Genomic DNA, 19,555 nt, shown 5'->3' on the forward strand with positions numbered 1-19,555 from the left:
ATCTGCAAAAATGCACAACCCTGTGGGAGCTGGCTTGCCAGCGATGACGGACTCAGATTCGACATTGATGTTGACTGACACTCCGCTATCGCTGGCAAGCCAGCTCCCACAGTGGTTTTCGGTGTATCAGATATTGGCGCGCAACACACTGGCCGGCAGCGCCTCACCCTTCTCGGCACTCGCCGCCACGGCCGCTATCAATCCATCCAGCTCATACCCCTGCGCCTTGAGCCACGCCTGATCGTAATAAGTGTCGGCATAGCGTTCGCCGCCATCGCACAGGATTGCCACGATCGAGCCCGACTCCCCTGTCGCCTGCATCTGCTGCGCCGCCATCAAGGCGCCGATCAGGTTGGTACCGCTCGACCCGCCGACATGTCGCCCGAGACGCTGCGCCAGGTAATGCATGGCCGCCAGCGACAAGGCGTCCGGCACCTTGACCATCGCGTCGATCACCTTGGGCAGGAACGACGCTTCGACCCGCGGCCGGCCGATGCCTTCGATGCGTGAGCCGTGGTTCAGGCGCAGGCTGGCGTCACCGCTGCGGTAATAGTCGAAAAACACCGAACGCTCGGCATCGGCGCACAGCACACGCGTGCAGTGCTGGCGATAGCGCACGTAGCGCCCGAGGGTCGCGGTGGTACCGCCGGTGCCGGGGCTGGAAATCAGCCAGCTCGGCTCCGGGTGCCGCTCGTAGCGCATCTGCTGGAAAATCGACTCGGCGATGTTGTTGTTCGCGCGCCAGTCGGTGGCGCGTTCGGCGTAGGTGAACTGGTCGATGAAATGGCCGTCATGCTCGCGGGCCAGACGCTCGGATTCGGCGTAGATCTGCGTCGGATCGTCGACCAGATGGCTTTGCCCGCCATAGAAGGCAATCTGGGCGATTTTTTCCTTCGAGGTGGTCGCAGGCATCACAGCAATGAACGGCAGGCCGAGCATCCGTGCGAAGTACGCTTCGGAAATCGCCGTCGAACCGCTCGAAGCCTCGATCACCGGCGCGCCGGGCTTGAGCCAACCGTTACACAACGCATAGAGGAACAGCGAACGCGCCAGCCGATGCTTGAGGCTGCCGGTGGGATGGCTGGACTCGTCCTTGAAATACAGCTCGATGCCGGGAAATCCTGGCAGTGGCAAGGGGATCAGGTGAGTGTCGGCGCTGCGTTGGAAGTCGGCTTCGATGATGCGGATGGCTTCGCGGGCCCACTGTCGGTTGTCGCTCATGGCTGTTGCTCTCTGTGAATCGGGCAGGAGGCGCCTTCAACCCCCAAGCTTAGGAAAAAACCTACTGCACCGACAGATACAGCTGAACGGCAATCGCTTTGGCAACTGCTAGGCTCTGCTGCACGTCGACCGGAAAGCCTGTAACGACATATAACAAAAAAGAATATAACTTTTGTTTTAACAACTAACGGTACGGGTTAGGGTGTCTCACCTTTTGACTCTATCGATGGAGAGCGACCTTGCCTCTGCGTAGCACTTTCACGCGTTTCTTTCAGTTGGAAGCTGCCAGCGGTCTGTTACTGATCGCCGCAGCCATCCTGGCTTTAATAATCAACAATTCGCCGCTGTCGTGGCTTTACACCGGCCTGCTCGACACCCCGGTGGTGGCGCAGATCGGTGCCTTGCAGATCGCCAAGCCGCTGCTGCTGTGGATCAACGACGGTCTGATGGCGCTGTTCTTCCTGCTGATCGGCCTGGAGGTGAAGCGCGAAGTGCTCGACGGCCAGTTGTCCAAGCCTTCGCAGATCGTCCTGCCCGGTGCGGCCGCCATCGGCGGCATGCTGGTGCCGGCGCTGATCTACTGGTTCCTCAACCGTGACAATCCGCCCGCCCTCAACGGCTGGGCGATTCCCACCGCGACCGACATCGCCTTCGCCCTCGGCGTACTGGCCCTGCTGGGCAAGCGCGTGCCGGTATCGCTGAAGCTGTTCCTCATGACCCTGGCAATCATCGATGACCTCGGCGCCATCGTGATCATCGCAATCTTCTACTCCGGCGCACTCTCGACCCTGTCGCTGGCCCTGGCGGCGGCGTGCATTGCCGCCCTGGTGGCGATGAACCGGCTCGGCGTGGTCAAGCTCGGGCCGTACATGATCGTCGGGCTGATTCTCTGGGTGTGCGTGCTCAAGAGCGGTGTCCACGCAACGCTGGCCGGCGTGACCCTGGCGTTCTGCATCCCGCTGCGCACGAAAAACGCCGAGACCTCGCCGCTGCTGACTCTCGAACACGCGCTGCATCCATGGGTGGCCTACGGCATCCTGCCGCTGTTCGCCTTCGCCAACGCAGGCCTGTCCCTCAGTGGCGTGACTGTCGAAAGCTTCACGCACTTTGTACCGATGGGCATCGCCATCGGCCTGCTGCTGGGCAAGACGATTGGCGTGTTCGGCCTGACCTGGCTGGCGGTGAAAAGCGGCATCGCCGCCCTGCCCCAAGGCGCCAACTGGGGCCAGGTGCTGGGTGTGGCGATCCTCTGTGGGATCGGCTTCACCATGAGCCTGTTCGTCGGTTCCCTGGCCTTTGTGCCCGGCGCCAGCGAATACGCCGGCATGGATCGCATGGGTATCCTCACCGGCTCGCTGTTCGCGGCGTTGATCGGTTACGCGGTCACCGCGGCGGCGAGTCGCCGGAATAACGCCTTGCCTGCTGTATAGCGCACTTGCGGCGAGGGACCTGGCTCCCTCGCCACCTACGCCTTGTTCTCCTGCCTCCCGCCCCGCATCGAACAATCCTCACGTCATTAGCGACGCGTCCTACAGCCACGACTTCCCGGCTTCGTTAACGTCACGCGGTCCCCTTACCGGGGGCTGTCGACGGATGAACGAAAGGACGCTCAGTGGCTGGCAAGAAAGACATTCCTCGGGTATTCAACCCACCGGCGGGTGACGGACATCGCGTGACCCAGCGTTTCCTGTCGGCCACCGAACTGGCCGAACGCGACGCCCGCGAGGCAGCCTACGAGGCCATGCTGGCGCGCCAGGATGCCTTTGAGCGCAACCGCGAAGTCGCCGCCGAAAAACACCAACCGCGTCGCGCCGGGTGCGTATTCGCCAAGTCCTTCAAACTGGGGAAGTAGTGGGTTTCCCGGGGTTGAAGGAAGACAAGAGAAAAACACCTAAACAGGGTGGTGCGGGGCTTCGAGAGCGTTGGACTGACAAAAAGGGTAGGACAATCTATGAATGGGACTCGCTGCACGGAGAACTGGAAGCTTACCGTGCAAGTGATGGCAGCCATCTAGGCTCTTTTGATCCGATAACGGGTGAACAGATAGATCCACCCAAGAAAAACCGAAATATTAAAAAGTATTTGTGAGGCCGCAATGGGGCTGAAATTAAGACTGAATTGGTACGAAAAAATATCCGAGCAACCTGTGGGGAAGGAGTATTCAGCCGATCTCGGTGATGACGGATCGATCATTGAGGCCTTGGGCTTGATGGCGGAAAGCGAAATCTATGATGGGGGGTTTGATGTCAGGACTGACTGGGTATCCCGCCTTCAGCCCTTCTTCACTCACAAATTTGACGAAAGTATTTACGACTATCAAATAGCGTTTCGCTATAGAAAGAGCTGGTGAATATTTTGATGGGACTCTCAGAGCATATCGTTCAAATGGTGCGCACCGAATGACTTGCCGATACTCGAAACTAAATCACACGATCGAAGCCTTCGACAAAAAAACCGAGTTTCTTGTTTTTGACGTAAACATTCCAGACGGAAACATTGAGCAGTTAAGAAAGATCATGGGCTGGACTGAGCCAGAGGATGAGATTTATGGGTACGACCTCGATAGTCAGAAAATAACCGAACTGGAAAATCTAATAGGGACCGAGTTTTTCGATCCACGATACGACTTTCAAATAGTTTGTCATGGAAGTAATTAAATAGAATTTCAGTAAAAAACCCCGACCAGTCACCTGATCGGGGTTTTCTTTTACCGCTCGTTTGCGCTTAGTGCGAAACGCGGCTGGTGCCACCGACGGTGGAAATACGCACGCGTTCACCGACGCGGAACACTTCGTTTTCCTGAACCTGCTGCACATAGGCGCGCATGCTGCCGTCGTCTTCACGCACGGTGATTTCCACGCCCTGGGTGCGGGTCAGGCCTTCTTCGGTGGCCGAACCGATCAAGCCACCGGCCACGGCGCCGATGACCGCTGCAACGATGCTGCCGCGACCACCACCGATGGCGCTGCCGCCCACACCGCCGACCACTGCACCGGCAGCGCCGCCGATCGGGGTCTTGGTGCCTTCGATTTTCACCGGACGCAGGGATTCGATGGTGCCCATGCGAATCGTCTGCACACGACGCGCTTCGTCACGGGAGTAGGAGTCACCGGTCAGGCTGGATTGGCAGCCGGTAAGCAACATCGCCATCGTGGAAAAGGAAGCAACCAGCAGAACAGACTTACGCATAGCATCAACTCCAAAGGACAGGTATTCATTAAACTCCGCAGCTTGACGCCTGTCACGGCGCGGCCCGGACAAATTTGCTTTCATTCAGGCCCGGTACAGGGGCCTGGAACGGCTCACCCAACAGTAGCGCCAAAATACAAAGCTTGCGCCGCCGACCCAAGGATTTTCATGGATTACTTCATCATCGTCGTTACCACCGTCGCCGGGTTGTACTTCCACGGGTGGTTGTACGTGCGGATCAGACGCTGGATGGATCGCGACCTGGCATTGTCGCTGGCCGGTAAGGATGAAGGCAAACGCGCCTACATGCTCGCGCAGCTGGCGCGGGCTCATGCGCAGAAAATCAGGCGCCGGGACCTGTCACAGTGGCTTGAAGCTGCGGCGACAGGCTATCCCGGTCGGTAGACTGCTTAGGGTGCCAGACGTTCAAGAATCCAGTCGGCGCCCTGCAAACGGTAGTTGAGGCGATCATGCAGGCGGCTCGGACGGCCCTGCCAGAACTCGATGCGCTCCGGCAAGAGGCGATACCCGCCCCAGTGCTGCGGGCAATCGGGCTGGGTGTCGGTGAAGCGCTGTTCGGTAGCCTTGAGCAGCGCTTCCAGTTCGCCCCGACCGTTGATGACTTGGCTCTGCGGTGACGCCCAGGCACCGAGACGGCTGCCCAACGGACGCACCTGGTAATAGGCGTCGGATTCGGCCGGCGTGACCTTGACCACCCGTCCCTCGATGCGCACCTGACGCTCCAGGGTCGGCCAGAAAAAGGTCATGGCGGCGAACGGGTTGGCTGCCAGATGCTGGCCCTTGGCGCTGTCGTAGTTGGTAAAGAACGTGAAGCCCTGCTCGTCCAGGCCCTTGAGCAGCAGAATGCGGCAATGCGGACGGCCATCCGCATCGACCGTGGCCAGGGTCATGGCATTGGCCTCGACCGGCGCCTGCTCGGTTTTCACCGCATCGGCAAACCACTGGTGGAACAGCGCGAACGGCTCGCCCGGGGCTTGCGCCTCGGTCAAGCCATCACGGGTGTAATCACGACGCATATCTGCCAGGGCCTGGGTCATGGCGCATTCCTTTTCGTTAGCGGATCACTGTTTTGCAGCATCGCTCGCGGCGACTTTCTTGTCAGCCGTTGCGGCTTTGGCCGGCGTGGTTTTCTTTGCCGGGGTCTTGGCCGGAGCCTTTTTCGCCGGGGCCTTGGCCGCCGCTTTCTTGGCCGGTGCCTTTTTCGTGGCCGGGACAGCGGCCTTTTTCGCGGCCGGGGCCGGCGTCACCGGTTTGGCCACTGGCTTGACGTCCTGCGCGGCGACCATGGTCGCTGGCTTCGGTGCGGGCATGTTGTATTTGCTGAGCAGCGCGACCATGGTGTTCTGCGGGGTGACCAGCAGTTCGACACGACGGTTCAAGGCCCGCCCTTCAACGCTGTCGTTGGCCGCACGCGGAGCATCGGCGCCCATGCCGCGCAGCATCAGGCGATCACGCTGCAGGCCGCTGAGGCGGAAGATGGCCGCCACGGACTGCGCACGCTCCTGGCTGAGCTTGGTATTGGCCGGCGCGTCACCGCTGTTGTCGCTGTGACCGAGCACCAGTACCGCGGTTTTCGGGTCAGCCTCGAGGATTTTCGCGACATTGGTGAACGGGCTGAGGGTCACTGGCAAGAGCATGGCCGGACGCTTGGGGTTGAACGAGCCTTCAACCGGCGCAATCACCACGAGCACGTTGTCACGACGTTCGAATTGCAGGTTGCTGCCCTTGATCGCCTCACGCAGACGCGGTTCGTAGTCGTCGAGCCAGGCCTGGGTGACTTTCGGGTCGGGCATCGGTACGACTTTGGCGGTGTCCTGATCCTTGCCGCCAAACGGCCACCACCATTTGCCCGCCTTGTCGGCGTCGGCCTTGGCGACGCCGACCGGTTTCGCCTCGGGTTTGGCTTCCGGCTTCACTGCGGCCTTGTCCGCCGCGTCATCGGAACCGAACGGCCAGTACCAGTGGCTGCTGCTTTCAGTCTTGGCGACCGGCGCCGTGGCGGCCGGCTTCAACGGTGCAGGCGCCGGTGCCGGTGCAGGCGCCGGTGCGGGCTCCTTGGCCGCGACCTTGTCGGACGAACCGAACGGCCACCAGCTGCCACCATCAGCATCGTTCTTCGGAGTCTGTGCACAACCGGTAATCGCAAAACACAGGGCCAGGGCGAGAGTTTGTTTGGATGACATTGGAAACCCACAAAATGAAGTAATGAACGATCAGAGGACTTTCGCCCGGATAAACAGACGCTTTGAATCGAAAAAGCGCTCGAGGTTCCGGCCCTGGAACCTCGGGTGCGGCTTTACAGACAAGTGGCAAGCACCCGCGCGAGCTGCTGCGCGCGCGGGTCCATCAAGACGTACGGCCCCAGCGTATTTGTCACAAAACCGAACGCGACATCATGCTCCGGATCAGCAAAACCGATGGAACCGCCGGCGCCCGGATGGCCGAATGCCCGCGGGCCGAGGCCGTAGGTGGCATTGGCTACATCCGGCTGGTCGAGCATGCAGCCGAGACCGAACCGGGTGCGGGTCAGCAAGGTCTTGTCCTCGCCGAGGCTGTGTTCGCGGGTCAGTTCGTCGAGCATCTCGCTTTCCAGCAGGCTGCCGTCGAGCAGGCCGGCGTAGAAACCGGCGAGGCTGCGCGCATTGCCGTGGCCGTTGGCCGCCGGTTGTTGCATGCGCCGCCACTCCGGCTTGTTGGTGCTGGTCAGCACCGACGGCGGATTGGTGAATGCGCGTGTGGTCATCGCCGTTGGCTCGCGCAGGGTCACTTGCAGCAGGCGCTGGGCGGCGGCGTCGCCGACATTGCCCTTGCCCCGGGCGATGTGCGCGACCCGGTGGAATTCGGCGTCCGCCAGACCGACATGGAAATCCAGTCCCAACGGTTTGGCGACGCGCGCGACAATCGACTCACCCGGCCCACGCCCGTCGGCCCGACGCAACAGCTCGCCGATCAGCCAGCCGTAAGTGATCGCGGCGTAGCCGTGACCGGTGCCAGGCGTCCACCACGGCGCTTCGGCCGCGAGGGCGTCGACCATGGTTTGCCAGTCATACAGGGCTTCGGGGGCGAGCAGTTCACGCAGGGCCGGCAGCCCGGCCTGGTGGCAGAGCAACTGGCGCAGGGTCACCGACTCTTTGCCAGCAGCGGCGAATTCCGGCCAGTAGCGGGCGACCGGGGCATCGAGCTGCAACTTGCCTTCGGCGACCAGTTGCAGCGCGGTGACGGCGGTAAAAGCCTTGGTGCAGGAGAACAGGTTGGCGATGGTGTCGCTGTGCCAGGCTTCGGCGCCGTCCTTGTCGGCCGTGCCCGCCCAGAGGTCAAGGACGGTTTCCCCGCCGACCTGGATGCACAGGGCTGCTCCGCGTTCCTGGGGATCGTCGAACAGTGCGGCGAAAGCATCGCGCACCGCTTCGAATTGAAGCTCGTAATGTCCCTGAATCTGCACCCGCAACTCCCCCGCGAAAACGCTCTACAAAGTGGCCCGCATTGTTCCAGCCCTTGAGGGATTTGGGAACAGCTGCAGGCCGGACGGTTGAATGCTGCACTGGCGCGGCTGACGCCTTCGCGAGCAGGCTCGCTCCCACACTGGATCGCTGGTGTTCACAAATCCGATGAGGCAGCGCGCCTGCTCGCGCAGAACGATGACGCGGTCTGAACCTTAATGACCATTCCCCGAATGCCCACCCGCATGCCCGGCCCCCGGGCCTTTGCCGGCGTCACCCTTGCGCCCGCCTTCAGCCTCGTGACCTGCCGCAGCCGCGGCTTTCTCAGCCTCTTTGCCCAACTGATCAACTGCCTGCAGGTTGCTCTTGCGCACCGTCTCTACAAAGCCCTGATACGGCAGATCCGTCACCCCGATCAGGCCGAAGTGGCCATTTTCGCCGTCGAGCAGGCGTCCGGTCACCGGTTGATCCAGATACTGGAACCAGTGCACGCCGACAATCGACGGTTCGCTCAACGCCTGTTTGAGGAAGTTGGCATAGGCCGGGCCGCGATCTTCTTCCTTGGCCAGTTGCGTCACGCCGCCCCAGAACGGGCCGCGATCAGCGGAGCCGAAGTTGAACTCGGTAATCAGCACCGGTTTGTCCAGCTGGCGCAACGCGGCGAAGTCGTAGCCGTCCTGCGGTTGCAGGGTGTACATGTTGAAACTCAGCACGTCGCAATACTGCGCGCAGGAGGCCACGGCTTCCGGGGTGCTGATGGCGAAGCGTCCGCCGAGCAGCAGCTGGTTCGGCGCATGCCATTTCAGCGAGTCGGAAATGGTCTTGAAGTAGGTATCGGCGAAGACCTTCTGGAAGTATTTGAAGTCGGCCTCGATTTCCGGGTGCTGCGGGTTCGGCAGCGGCGGCACGAAGCCCGGATCTTCCATCAACTCCCACGCCGGCAGGTCAATGCCCCAGGCTTTCGACAGGCCGGCCTGGTTGCGGTACTTGTCACGCAATTGCTTGAGGAAGGCGCGCTTGGCCGGTACGTCGGTGGTCATTTTCAGGGTGCCGTAGGCCAGGGCATAGCGCGACTGCGGATCGTCGCCGGGCCCGGCCCAGGCCAGTTCGTTGTCGGCGAAGTAGCCGATCAGCCAGGGATCGTCGCGGTGATCGCGCGCAGCGATGGCCACGGCGCGTTCGGTGGCCATGGCGAAGCGCGGGTCGAAAGGATCGGGCATGCCGCCCCACCAGTCGTTGCCGGTGCTGATGCTGGCGTAATCGCCGACGATCGACAGCGGTAAGGTGTACGGCACGCGCTCGGCGTTGGCGAGGGCCGGTGCGCTCCAGTTGCCGACGGTGTTGAAGCCCCAGGCTTGCAGGCGATCGAGGGTGTGGCCGGCCCAGCGCTGCTCGTCGAAGGTCGCCGTGCAGGGCACGCTGGTGGGCTGATTGCCAGGCTGCTCTACCGCAGCGGCTTGCGCAGCTTCAGCGACGCCAGCCTTGGGTTGTTGCGCGGTGTCCAGCGGTTGCGCGGCTTTGGCAGCGGTCTCTTCGGCCGCACCGGCCTTGGCCGCTGCGGCGACCCCGGCCTTGTTGTCGCTGTCGGGCCTGCACGGCTCGCCATACAGGCGTTGCAGGTTGGCCGCGTAGAAGTCGTACCAGCGCCCGGCAGCGTAGCCACGGCCCTGATCGGCGCCGTTGCCGCCACGGTTGTCGCCCTCGCCGAAATGACCGGCCAGCGGATCTTCGGGCTTGGGCAGGGATTCGAACATCCACTCGCGGCCGGCGACGTAGGTCTGGTTGACCTCGGGGCTGACGGTGTTGACGCCAAGGGAGTAGAACGGATGGCCCTGCGGCGTCACCAGGTACCAGCGACCGTCGCGTTTTTCCGTGCGGAAGAAACCGCTGGCCTTGAAGGCCGGGCCTTTGCTCCAGCCACCGTACTGGTCCAGCGAACTCTTTTCGCGCTCGGCCAGCCAGGTTTTCAGCTGTTGCTGTTCCTTGGCAGCGGCGGTTTTCAGCTGATCGTCGCTGGCGACTTTTTCCGGCCACTTGCTGCGCGTCGACTGGCCGTAGGCGTCCACCAGATTGCCGTAGACGGCTTTGACCACCTCGTCCCCCTCCTGCACGCCAAAACGCTCAAGCAGCAGGCTTTGCGCGGCTTTGGGCTGATCCAGCGACAGGCTCACCGACACCACCTGGCGCCGATCCAGCTCACCGCTGCTGCTGGCCAGCAGAATGCGCTGGCCATCGACGGTCATCGGCATCGGCGGCCCGGCCTTCATGCCCTGGCTCAACGGCGTCGTGGCAACCAGTGGCACCAGCAGGGTCTGCGCCGGACCGGCCGGCAGGTCGACGCGGCTGACCAGGGTCTTGCCGTCGTTGCTCTGGATTCGTACGTAAAGGGTCACGGCCCAGTTCATCGCGCTCTGGATGCGCAGGCTCATCATGCCCGACTGCGACCAGTCCCAGGCGCCGGTCTGCGGCGTGAGGCGCAAGGTCGGGCGTGCCGCCGGGTTGAATGTCACCCGGCGCAACACTTCGCCTTCCGGCGTCTGCTCGGCGTTGGCTTGCGGCAGGTCGGCGTTTTCGGTCGCCACTTTCACCACATCGGCGGGGCGGACGAAGTTGAACAGGGTCTGCTGACCGGCAGGTGCCGCCAGCAACGGGGCAGCGAAGATCAAGGCAAAAACGGCAGGCAGCGAACGGCGGATCATAAGAACGGAGTTCTCCCTAACGACCAGAAGGCCAATGGAAAAGCGATGGCAGAGAGATAGACAACGCGGCGGGCAAAACTGCCCACCGATGTCTCAGGATATTTCACGACGGAAGGGCGGCAGCGCATTGAGGATCGCCTTGCCATAGCGCTGGGTAACCAGACGCCGGTCGAGCAAGGTGATGGTGCCGCGATCTTCTTCGGTGCGCAGCAGGCGGCCACAGGCCTGGACCAGTTTCAGCGAGGCGTCCGGCACCGAGATTTCCATGAACGGATTGCCGCCACGGGCCTCGATCCACTCCGACAGCGCGGCCTCGACCGGATCGTCCGGGACCGAGAACGGAATCTTGGCGATCACCACGTGCTCGCAATACGCGCCGGGCAAGTCCACGCCTTCGGCGAAACTGGCGAGGCCGAACAGCACGCTGGAATCACCGCCATCGACCCGCGCCTTGTGTTTGTTCAGGGTTTCCTGTTTCGACAGGTTGCCCTGGATGAACACTTGCTTGCGCCAGTCGCGGTCAAGGCCGTCGAACACGTCCTGCATCTGTTTGCGCGAAGAGAACAGCACCAGCGTGCCGCGCGAACCTTCGACCAGGTCCGGCAGGTCGCGGATGATCGCCGCGGTGTGGGCGGCGGCATCGCGCGGATCGGCCTTCAGGTCCGGCACGCGCAACACCCCGGCATCGGCGTGGTGGAACGGACTCGGCACCACAGCGGTGACGGCTTTTTTCGGCAGGCCGGCGCGCATGCGGAAGCGGTCGAAGGTGCCGAGGGCGGTCAGGGTCGCCGACGTCACCAGGCAGCCGTAGGCGACGTTCCACAGGTTGCGCCGGAGCATTTCCGCGGCGAGGATCGGGCTGGCATTGACCTCGATGTCGAACAGCGAACCGCTCTCGGCGAGGGTCAGCCAGCGAGCCATCGGCGGGTTATCTTCCGGGTCTTCGACGGTGAACGCGGTCCACAGCTCCCAGTTGCCCGACGACCGCGACAACAGGCTGCCGAACAGTGGATACCACTCTTCGGCCTGATTGCTGGCGATGCCGATGTTGACCTCGCCGTCCATGCCTTCCTTGAGCAGGTCGGTCAGGCGGGTGAACAGGTCGGTGAGGCGGGCGAAACCTTTTTTCAGTTCGATGCCCATCTCGCGCATGTGCTCGGGAATCACCCCGCCGACGAAGCGATGGCGCGGCCGCTCGCGGCCCTCGACGTCTTCGCCGGGCTTGAAGTCGGCGACCTGCTCGCAGGCGCTGAACATGAACTGCTGCTGCGACTTGATCTCGCGCGCCAGCTCCGGCACCTGCTCGATCAGCTTGCCGAGATCCCCCGGCAACGGATGCTGGGCCAGCAGTTTGGTGAGGTTCTTGGCGGTGGTTTCCAGCCAGTCGGCGGTGGAACGCAGGCGCGTGTAGTGGGCGAAGTGACCGATGGCCTTGTCCGGCAGGTGATGGCCTTCGTCGAACACGTAGACGGTGTCGCGCGGATCGGGCAGCACGGCGCCGCCGCCCAGTGCGAGGTCGGCCAGCACCATGTCGTGGTTGGTGACGATCACGTCGACCTTGCCCATGCCTTCGCGGGCCTTGTAGAAGGCGCACTGGCCGAAATTCGGACAATGGCGGTTGGTGCACTGGCTGTGATCGGTGGTCAGGCGCGCCCAGTCGGCGTCTTCCAGAGCGGTCGGCCAGCTGTCGCGGTCGCCGTCCCATTTATTGCCGGCGAGCTTCTCGATCATGCTGGTGAACAGCTTCTGACTGGCCTCGTCGACCTCGATCTTGAAACCTTCCTCCTCGAACAGCTGGGCCGTGGCGGTCTGCGCATTGCCCTCCTGCAGCAGCATGTCGAGCTTGGACAGGCACATGTAGCGCCCCCGGCCCTTGGCCAGGGCGAAGCTGAAGTTCAGCCCGCTGTTGCGCATCAGGTCGGGCAAATCCTTGTAGACGATCTGCTCCTGCAGGGCCACGGTCGCGGTGGCGATCACCAGGCGCTTGCCGGCAGCCTTGGCGGTCGGAATGGCGGCCAGGCTGTAGGCCACGGTCTTGCCGGTACCGGTGCCGGCTTCCACCGCGACAATCGCCGGGTCGCCACTGCGCCGGCCTTCGTCGTCGGTGTCGATATCGCCGAGGACTTTCGCCACTTCGGCGATCATCAGGCGCTGGCCGTAACGCGGCTTGAGGCTCTTGGCCTCTAGAAAACGCGAATAGGCGCCCTGGATCGTGGTTTTGAGTTCAGTGCTGATCATTGAGTGTCGGGCGCAAAAACGCTGGATAAATTTTCAGTGGTTCGGGTTGGCGGCTATCATACCCCGCGAATCGATCCCGCGCAGAACGGAGTACCCCAATGACACCTTTTAGCCTCGTTTATCCGCTGCATGTCCTGGCCGCCCTGGTGTGGGTCGGCGGCATGTTTTTCGCCTGGATGGTGCTGCGCCCTGCGGCGGTGAAAGCCCTGGACGGCCCCGGGCGGCTGACGCTGTGGGTGGAAGTGTTTCAAGGTTTTTTCCGCTGGGTCTGGGGCGCGGTGATCCTGCTGCCGGTGACCGGCGTGGGCATGCTGCATCTGCAGCACATCGGCTTCGAGACGGCGCCGAAGTACGTGCAGGTGATGATGGGCTTGTACGTGGTAATGACCGCGCTGTTCATCCGCGTGCAGGGTTTGATGCTGCCGGAACTGCGCACGGCGGTTGCCGCGCAGGACTGGCCGGCGGGTGCAGCGGTGCTGGGGCGAATCCGCCGGGTGGTGGGGATCAATCTGCTGGTCGGCGTATTGCTGGTGGCGATCGCCGCGGCGCGGCCGATGCTCTGACGGGCAAGAGGCCCCCTCTCCCGTCGGGAGAGGGGGCGCCGTTACAGCCGTTGCACGGTGACGGAACCTGCCGCCCCCGCCGGGCCAGGCTGGCCATCAGCCCCCGGCCGACCGCTTTTGCCACCGTCGGCGCGATACACCAGGCAACCCTTGGACTTGCCACCCGCCCCCGGTTTGCCACCCGGACCTGCCGCGCCACCGACACCGCCGGCCACGTCGACCTTGATCAGCTCGGCCGGGAAGTCGCGTGGCACTTCCAGGCGCACCAGCGCCCCCGGTGCGCCCGGCTGGCCATTGCTGCCGTCACTGCCGTCGGCGCCACGTCCGGCCTGGCCCCAGGTGCAGCCCGGTGCCTCGCCGTTGGCACCGTCGAGCCCGACAAACCCCGGCGCCCCCGTGCCGCCACGGGCGTCGACCAGCAGCTTCGGCGCATTCAAAGCCTTGAAATGCAGATTCAGATTACGTCCGGCGCGGGCGGCTTTTTCGTAAGTGCCCGGAGCGCCGCGTGCAGTGATCTGGCTGCCTTCGGCCAATTCGGCACGAATCACTTTCATGTCCAGCGGCTGTTCGCTCGGCACGATGGCGATGCGCGCTTCGCGCCCCAGCTGCAATTCGCCGACGCTCAGTTCGGTGACATTGGACGGCACCAGCAGCGTGCCGTAATCGGCCACCACCAGTTTTTCCAGTTGCAAGGTGCTGGCGGTGTTGGGCAGGCGCATCAGCGAATTGGTTTCGACGCTGACCACCTGGGCACAGGCCAGGGGGCTGATGAATGCCGCGAGCAGGCAGAGTTGTTTACGCATGGGAAGCCTCCGGAGCGGCCGGGGCCGGGATGGTGTACAGATGGAAAATGCCGAACAGCAGAACACGGCCACGATCACGCCACGGGTGCGCCCGCCCCTTGAGGCTGCGATTGCACAGCAGCACTTCGAGCACGTGGATGGCCAGCAGCAACGCAGCGGCCAGATTGACCAGCAGCTGCAACGGATGAACAAACGGCACCAGCTGATTGGCCAGCACCACGCAGCAGAACAGCAGGGTCAACAACCGCCCCAGCCCACAGAACACCTTCATACGCTCCCCCGTGTTGCGAATTATTCTTTGCGCGCACAGTAACGGCTTCCGTACGCGATAAGCCAGAGGGGCAAATGAAAAAATTGCGCGCGGCCGCCGGATGGCTGCCGGATCGACGCAGATCGTCGCCCGGCAGCTCTAGCTCGCGGACTACAGAGACGTCCTAGCGATTGATATGCAACTCCACGCGACGGTTCTGCGCACGCCCCTCGTCGGTGCTGTTGTCGGCGACCGGCTCGCTCTCGCCGCGCCCTTCACTGGTGAGTTTGTTCGGCGCCAGGCCCTGGCTCAGCAGATAGGCCGCCACGCTGCTGGCGCGCCGCTGCGACAGTGCCTGGTTGTAGGCATCGGAACCCTTGCTGTCGGTGTGACCGATGACTTTGATGCTGACGACGTCGGCGTTGCGCAGCTTGTCCATCAACGCATCGAGCTGGCTTCTGGCGGCCGGGGTCAGGTCGGACTTGTCGAAATCGAACAGCACGTTGCCGGCATCGCTGAGGGTGATGACCTCGCTCTGCGGTGCAGGCTCGACCGGTTTCACCGTCACTGGATATTGCGGCAGCGGACAGCCGCGGTGGTCGACCGGGGTGTTGGCAGGGGTGTCAGGGCAACGGTCGCGGCGGTCGAACACGCCATCGCCGTCTTCATCGCCATCCTGGGCGTAGCAGATCAGTCCGCCGGTGAGGATCCCCAGCGCCGCGCCGCCTCCGGCCCAGCCGCCACTTTCAATGGCGCCGAGACCGCCGCCGACCAGACCGCCGATGACGCTGCAGATCGGCCACGTACGTTGATTGAGGGGGGCAGTGCCATCGCTGTGGGTGGCGCAACCGGTGAGCAGACTGCCAAGCAGCAGAACCGGCAAGACGGACCTTGAGAAAACACTCATTGTGAAAGCTCCTGTGTCACCGGCCCATACCGGTTACACAGGAGTAAAGACCCGCATCCGCGACTGCACAAGCCGCGGATGCGAGGGGGCTAGCGGACGATTTTGATTTCGGTGCGGCGGTTCTGCGCGCGGCCATCGGCGGTTTTGTTGTCCGCCACTGGCTGGCTTTCACCGGCACCGGTCACCGACACGAAGCTGGCGCGTGGCACACCTTGCTGGATCAGGTATTCCACTACCGAGTGCGCGCGACGATCCGAGAGTTTCTTGTTGTAGGCATCGCTGCCGACACTGTCGGTGTGGCCGGTCACAGTCAGTTGCGCGGTGGACGACTCCTGTTTCAGGCGCGTGGCGACTTTATCGAGCACTTGCTTGTCGGCACCGGTCAGCGTGGCCTTGTCGAACTGGAAGTGCACATCGCGGATGACAATGGTTTCTTCCTTGACCACTACAGCTTCTTCAACCACTGGTGCAGGGGCTGGTGGCGGGCAACCGTCCGCATCGACCTGCACGCCCTTAGGCGTGTGCGGGCACTTGTCGCGACTGTCCGGCACACCATCGCCGTCTTCGTCGCCATCACCGTGCACCCAGCAATAGGCGGCCGCCGTACCACCGACGACCAATGCGCCGTAACCGGCCCACGCCGAGCTCTCGGTCGCCCCGAGGCCCGCACCGACGACACCCCCGACCGCCGCACAGGTCGGCCAGTCGGTTTTCTGCAAACCTGCGCAACCAGTCAACACACTGGTTAGCAGAACCAAGGGTAATGCTGTCCGAACTATGCTCATCTAGTTTTCTCCTGAGGGATCGGCTTAGAACCGATTCAGGGAGTAAAGACCGGAGTTTTAATCTCCGCCAGCAATAGGCCACTGCTGTTTGCGACCGTGTTCACAGGACTTCGCCGTGTTGCCTGGCAACCGCCGGCACGGGGCGCTTTGCCAGCGCAGTCAGGCACGCTAGTCTTGGCGGTCTGATTGAGGAGCATCGATGAACGTCGCCATTTCTTCCCGCACGCCGCAACAGGCCCTGGCCGCTCTGCTGGAGCGCTACGCCCCGGCGCGCCTGCTGCTGATCGGCGCCAGCGAATTCCCCGCGCTGGCCGCTTTCCGGCAGGCCCACCCGGACACTCAGGTGGCTTGTGCCGCGCCCGGTGCCCTGCCCGCAGACCTGGCCGCGCAGCGTTTCGACCTGGCGCTGGTGGTCGATTGCCTGGAGCATCTGCCCAAGCGCGACGGCCTGAATCTGTTGGGCGGCATCCGCAATCTCAACGCCAGCCGCATCGCGGTGCTGGCGGACCTGCCGGCCAGCGGCTGGCAGGAGACGGATTTCTATTCGCTGGCCCTGCAAGCCAGCGAGCGCTTTCAACGCGACGCGCAGGTACTGACCCTGTTCACCTACGATCTGCTTGACTACAAACAAGTCCCCGACTGGCTCAACGCGCGGTTCTGGGCCAATCCGGAAAACTTCGGCAAATACTGGTGGTAATGCAATGAGTACAGCCATTTGCCCGTGCGGCAGCGGTAATCTGCTGGAGGCCTGCTGTGGCCACTATCACGCCGGCCACCCCGCGCCGTGCGCCGAAGCCCTGATGCGCTCGCGCTACAGCGCCTATGTGCTGGGCCTGGTCGATTACCTGGTGGCCACCACCCTGCCCGCCCAGCAGGCCGGGCTGGATCGCCAGGCGATCAGCAGCTGGAGTGCACAGAGCACCTGGCTCGGTCTGGAAGTGGAAGGCTCGGAAGTCTTTGGCGGCCAGCCGGAACACGCCTTTGTCACCTTCACCGCGCGCTGGCACGACAGCCAAGGCGAGCACAGCCACCGCGAACGCTCGTCGTTCGTGCAGAACGGCGGGCGCTGGTACTTCATCGATCCGACCGTGCAGTTGAAGCTGGGGCGCAATGATGCGTGTCCGTGTGCGAGCGGGCAGAAGTTCAAGAAGTGCTGTGCGGGGTATTTCGGCGCGTAATAACCCAAGACCGCAGCCTGCGGCGCCACGCGACGCAGGCAGACGCTGGCGCAGGCTGCGATCCTGTTAGCGTCTAGACTGGCTGCAAAGGGAGTTCAACCATGCTCGGTCGTTGGCGCACACTGCAATGCTTCACGTTGATCCTGTTGCTGAACCTCGGCGGCTGCGCCTCGTGGTTCGCCGACGACAGCGTCGATCCCGCGGTACACCTGGTCAAAGTCGAGGTGGTGCGCGCCAAGTTGCTCGAACAGAAATTCATCCTGCACTTTCGTATCGACAACCCCAACGACAGCGACCTGACGGTACGCGGCCTGGAGTACCGCATTCACCTGGCCGACCTGCTGCTGGCCGACGGCGAGTACGAACACTGGATCACGGTCGGCGCGAAAAGCAGCCGGTTCTACAACGTGCCGATTCGCACCAACCTGTGGCCACAGGTCAAAGAAGTGGTGAAGATGCTGAAAAATCCGCGGCAGCAGATCCCTTATCGGCTGGAAGGCGAGATGGAAACCGGTTTATTCATCGCCCACTACGTGCACCTGGCGCGCAATGGCGTGATAATCCCCGCCGATTTAATTCCGGAGTGAACCCGATGACCCAGCAACCTCATGTCCATGGCCCTGACTGCAACCACGATCATGACCATCACCACGATCACGACCATGGCCATGTCCACGGCCCGAACTGCGGCCACGCCCACCAGGAACCGGTGCGCAACGCCCTGAAGGACGTTGGCCGCAACGACCCTTGCCCATGCGGCAACGGCAAGAAATTCAAGAAGTGCCACGGCGCTTGATGTTTCGGGCGAACATGCGTTTCGCCCGTCAGATCGCTATCGCGGGCCTGCTCGCGATAGCACGGTCAGCTGCGATGTTCAGCCTGCCGCCAGAATCCGCCCGCTGCTGACCACCGTCGCATACTCACCCTGCAGATTCCCCAGCGACATCCCGTGCACCTCTTCAGCCGAACGCAACGTACCGAAATAGTCGGCCTTGTCGAAGGTAAAGCACGCATCCTCCGCCACCCAGGTCTCGAACCCCAGATTGCCCGCCGTGCGCGCTGTGGACTCCACTGAATTGTTCGTCGCCACGCCGACAATGACCAATTGCCCGATCCCCGCTTCACGCAACTGCACTTCCAGCCCCGTCGCACAAAACGCGTCCGGCACCTGCTTCTGCACCCGCCGCTCGCCGTCCTGCGGCACGAAGCGTTCCTGGAACTCCACCCCTGACTGCTCGGGCCAGAACACCGAATCCGGCGAGCGCGACAAGTGCTGCACATGGATCACCGGCCGCCCGCTGCGCCGCCAGAAACCGAGCAAATCGAGGATCCGCTCTTCGGCCAACGGATTGTTCCGGCGCCCCAGACGCGGCTGCAGAATGCCTTTTTGCTGGTCGATGATGATCAGTGCCGCATTGGCGCGAAGCTCCATGGCGATTTTTCTCACAAGAGGTCATTGAATTTCCCGCACTTGAGCATCACTTCCTGTGGGTACGCAAGCCATCGAATGCACACGGGACGACCTGACGCCGGCGTTTGCTGTCCGCATGCAAGCCATTTCCTGATTTGGAGCTTTCCATGATCGATCTGTATTACTGGACCACCCCCAACGGCCACAAGATCTCCCTGTTCCTCGAAGAAGCCCGCCTCGCCTACAACGTGCATCCGATCAACATCAGCCAGGGCGAGCAGTTCCAGCCGCACTTCCTGAAGATTTCCCCGAACAACCGCATTCCGGCCATCGTCGATCATCAGCCGGCCGATGGTGGCGCGCCGTTGTCGCTGTTCGAGTCCGGGGCGATTCTGTTGTACCTGGCGGAGAAGACCGGGAAATTCCTCCCCAAAGACCTGCGCGGGCGCCAGACCGCCCTGCAATGGCTGTTCTGGCAAATGGGCGGACTGGGGCCGATGGCCGGGCAGAATCATCACTTCAGCCAGTTTGCTGCGGAAAAAATCCCCTACGCGATCAAGCGCTACATCGACGAAACCGCGCGCCTGTACGGTGTGCTGGACAAGCAACTGGCCGCTAATAGGTTCGTCGCCGGCAGCGAATACAGCATCGCCGACATGGCCATCTACCCGTGGATCGTCTCGCACAAATGGCAGAGCCAGAACCTGGAAGACTTCCCGAACGTGCAGCGCTGGTTCAAGCAGATCCAGGAGCGTCCGGCGACCGTGAAGGCCTATGCGCTGGTGCAGAAGATCAATCCGCCGAAGGCCTGACCGGCCTTGATCGTTCCCATGTAGAGGCGTCGAACCGT

The 19,555-nt window shown here is 62.8% G+C and carries 22 protein-coding genes and 2 pseudogenes; 12 read left to right on the top strand and 12 right to left on the bottom strand.

What is annotated here, in order from left to right; all coding sequences use genetic code 11:
- Window positions 1-126 precede the first annotated feature (126 nt).
- Window positions 127-1,221, bottom strand: a complete 1,095-nt coding sequence (locus QRN70_RS09465) for a PLP-dependent cysteine synthase family protein (RefSeq protein WP_285417258.1) — start codon at window positions 1,219-1,221, stop codon at window positions 127-129.
- 239 nt (window positions 1,222-1,460) lie between these two features.
- Between QRN70_RS09465 and nhaA the strand changes: the two genes are divergently transcribed.
- The 5 genes and pseudogenes from nhaA to QRN70_RS27760 all read left to right on the top strand — a co-directional run bounded on the left by nhaA (window position 1,461) and on the right by QRN70_RS27760 (window position 3,878).
- The gene (gene nhaA / locus QRN70_RS09470; protein WP_285417260.1) at window positions 1,461-2,651 is read left to right on the top strand and encodes a Na+/H+ antiporter NhaA; all 1,191 of its coding nucleotides are present in this window, start codon (window positions 1,461-1,463) and stop codon (window positions 2,649-2,651) included.
- A 182-nt stretch (window positions 2,652-2,833) separates the two neighbouring features.
- Window positions 2,834-3,064 (top strand): annotated as a pseudogene (locus QRN70_RS09475) (toxin); the annotation flags it as partial.
- Window positions 3,058-3,309: pseudogene (locus QRN70_RS09480) on the top strand (colicin E3/pyocin S6 family cytotoxin); the annotation flags it as partial. The pseudogenes QRN70_RS09475 and QRN70_RS09480, both read left to right, overlap by 7 nt.
- Window positions 3,310-3,316: 7 nt before the next feature.
- On the top strand, window positions 3,317-3,571 hold the full coding sequence (locus QRN70_RS09485; RefSeq protein ID WP_285417263.1) for a colicin E3-like toxin immunity protein: 255 nt from the start codon (window positions 3,317-3,319) through the stop codon (window positions 3,569-3,571).
- A 49-nt stretch (window positions 3,572-3,620) separates the two neighbouring features.
- Window positions 3,621-3,878, top strand: coding sequence for a DUF7683 domain-containing protein (locus QRN70_RS27760; protein ID WP_502941549.1), 258 nt, complete (start codon window positions 3,621-3,623; stop codon window positions 3,876-3,878).
- 67 nt (window positions 3,879-3,945) lie between these two features.
- Here the strand turns inward: QRN70_RS27760 and QRN70_RS09490 are convergent, their stop codons facing one another.
- Window positions 3,946-4,410: an outer membrane lipoprotein gene (locus QRN70_RS09490; RefSeq protein WP_024776354.1), complete on the bottom strand. Its 465-nt coding sequence runs from the start codon at window positions 4,408-4,410 to the stop codon at window positions 3,946-3,948.
- A 168-nt stretch (window positions 4,411-4,578) separates the two neighbouring features.
- On the opposite strand from QRN70_RS09490, the gene QRN70_RS09495 reads away from it, so the two are divergent.
- Window positions 4,579-4,815 carry a hypothetical protein gene (locus QRN70_RS09495; protein WP_285417264.1) on the top strand — a complete coding sequence of 79 codons (237 nt, stop codon included), beginning with the start codon at window positions 4,579-4,581 and terminating at the stop codon, window positions 4,813-4,815.
- Between the two features lie 5 nt (window positions 4,816-4,820).
- On the opposite strand, the gene pdxH is transcribed toward QRN70_RS09495, so the two are convergent.
- From pdxH to dinG, 5 genes are all read right to left on the bottom strand, one after another.
- On the bottom strand, window positions 4,821-5,468 hold the full coding sequence (pdxH, locus tag QRN70_RS09500; protein WP_285417266.1) for a pyridoxamine 5'-phosphate oxidase: 648 nt from the start codon (window positions 5,466-5,468) through the stop codon (window positions 4,821-4,823).
- A 24-nt stretch (window positions 5,469-5,492) separates the two neighbouring features.
- Window positions 5,493-6,614, bottom strand: a complete 1,122-nt coding sequence (locus QRN70_RS09505) for an OmpA family protein (RefSeq protein ID WP_285417268.1) — start codon at window positions 6,612-6,614, stop codon at window positions 5,493-5,495.
- Between the two features lie 113 nt (window positions 6,615-6,727).
- Window positions 6,728-7,873 (bottom strand): serine hydrolase domain-containing protein, encoded by a 1,146-nt coding sequence (locus tag QRN70_RS09510; protein ID WP_285417269.1) that lies wholly within the window; start codon window positions 7,871-7,873, stop codon window positions 6,728-6,730.
- Window positions 7,874-8,086: 213 nt separating this feature from the next.
- Complete coding sequence (locus QRN70_RS09515) at window positions 8,087-10,570, bottom strand: beta-galactosidase (RefSeq protein ID WP_285417271.1); 2,484 nt, start codon at window positions 10,568-10,570, stop codon at window positions 8,087-8,089.
- Between the two features lie 93 nt (window positions 10,571-10,663).
- The gene (gene dinG, locus QRN70_RS09520) at window positions 10,664-12,808 is read right to left on the bottom strand and encodes an ATP-dependent DNA helicase DinG (protein WP_285417272.1); all 2,145 of its coding nucleotides are present in this window, start codon (window positions 12,806-12,808) and stop codon (window positions 10,664-10,666) included.
- A 98-nt stretch (window positions 12,809-12,906) separates the two neighbouring features.
- On the opposite strand from dinG, the gene QRN70_RS09525 reads away from it, so the two are divergent.
- Complete coding sequence (locus tag QRN70_RS09525) at window positions 12,907-13,371, top strand: CopD family protein (protein WP_285417273.1); 465 nt, start codon at window positions 12,907-12,909, stop codon at window positions 13,369-13,371.
- Window positions 13,372-13,412: 41 nt separating this feature from the next.
- Here QRN70_RS09525 and QRN70_RS09530 read toward each other — a convergent pair whose 3' ends face one another.
- The 4 genes from QRN70_RS09530 to QRN70_RS09545 form a co-directional block, all read right to left on the bottom strand.
- Entirely contained in the window at window positions 13,413-14,174 is a 762-nt protein-coding gene (locus tag QRN70_RS09530; protein ID WP_285417274.1) for a collagen-like protein, read from the bottom strand.
- Entirely contained in the window at window positions 14,167-14,445 is a 279-nt protein-coding gene (locus QRN70_RS09535) for a DUF1145 domain-containing protein (RefSeq protein ID WP_285417275.1), read from the bottom strand. The genes QRN70_RS09530 and QRN70_RS09535 overlap by 8 nt, the downstream gene beginning before the upstream one ends.
- A gap of 163 nt (window positions 14,446-14,608) precedes the next feature.
- Window positions 14,609-15,331 carry a PA1041 family peptidoglycan-binding anchor lipoprotein gene (locus tag QRN70_RS09540; protein WP_285417276.1) on the bottom strand — a complete coding sequence of 241 codons (723 nt, stop codon included), beginning with the start codon at window positions 15,329-15,331 and terminating at the stop codon, window positions 14,609-14,611.
- An 89-nt stretch (window positions 15,332-15,420) separates the two neighbouring features.
- A complete protein-coding gene (locus QRN70_RS09545) occupies window positions 15,421-16,116 on the bottom strand; it encodes a PA1041 family peptidoglycan-binding anchor lipoprotein (RefSeq protein ID WP_285417277.1) in 696 nt (231 codons plus the stop codon).
- 199 nt (window positions 16,117-16,315) lie between these two features.
- Here QRN70_RS09545 and QRN70_RS09550 point away from each other — a divergent pair, with 199 nt between their 5' ends.
- The 4 genes from QRN70_RS09550 to QRN70_RS09565 all read left to right on the top strand — a co-directional run bounded on the left by QRN70_RS09550 (window position 16,316) and on the right by QRN70_RS09565 (window position 18,090).
- Window positions 16,316-16,813 (top strand): DUF6231 family protein, encoded by a 498-nt coding sequence (locus QRN70_RS09550; protein WP_285417278.1) that lies wholly within the window; start codon window positions 16,316-16,318, stop codon window positions 16,811-16,813.
- Between the two features lie 4 nt (window positions 16,814-16,817).
- Window positions 16,818-17,294, top strand: coding sequence for a YchJ family protein (locus tag QRN70_RS09555; protein ID WP_285417279.1), 477 nt, complete (start codon window positions 16,818-16,820; stop codon window positions 17,292-17,294).
- Window positions 17,295-17,395: 101 nt separating this feature from the next.
- Window positions 17,396-17,881 (top strand): LEA/WHy family protein, encoded by a 486-nt coding sequence (locus tag QRN70_RS09560; protein ID WP_285417280.1) that lies wholly within the window; start codon window positions 17,396-17,398, stop codon window positions 17,879-17,881.
- Window positions 17,882-17,886: 5 nt separating this feature from the next.
- Entirely contained in the window at window positions 17,887-18,090 is a 204-nt protein-coding gene (locus tag QRN70_RS09565; RefSeq protein ID WP_003198420.1) for an SEC-C metal-binding domain-containing protein, read from the top strand.
- 78 nt (window positions 18,091-18,168) lie between these two features.
- On the opposite strand, the gene QRN70_RS09570 is transcribed toward QRN70_RS09565, so the two are convergent.
- The gene (locus QRN70_RS09570) at window positions 18,169-18,726 is read right to left on the bottom strand and encodes a cysteine hydrolase family protein (protein WP_285417281.1); all 558 of its coding nucleotides are present in this window, start codon (window positions 18,724-18,726) and stop codon (window positions 18,169-18,171) included.
- A 146-nt stretch (window positions 18,727-18,872) separates the two neighbouring features.
- Here QRN70_RS09570 and QRN70_RS09575 point away from each other — a divergent pair, with 146 nt between their 5' ends.
- Window positions 18,873-19,517 carry a glutathione binding-like protein gene (locus QRN70_RS09575; RefSeq protein WP_285417282.1) on the top strand — a complete coding sequence of 215 codons (645 nt, stop codon included), beginning with the start codon at window positions 18,873-18,875 and terminating at the stop codon, window positions 19,515-19,517.
- Window positions 19,518-19,555: the final 38 nt, after the last annotated feature.

Origin of the sequence: Pseudomonas sp. efr-133-TYG-5 (genome assembly GCF_030209175.1) — a bacterium.
Lineage (GTDB): Bacteria > Pseudomonadota > Gammaproteobacteria > Pseudomonadales > Pseudomonadaceae > Aquipseudomonas.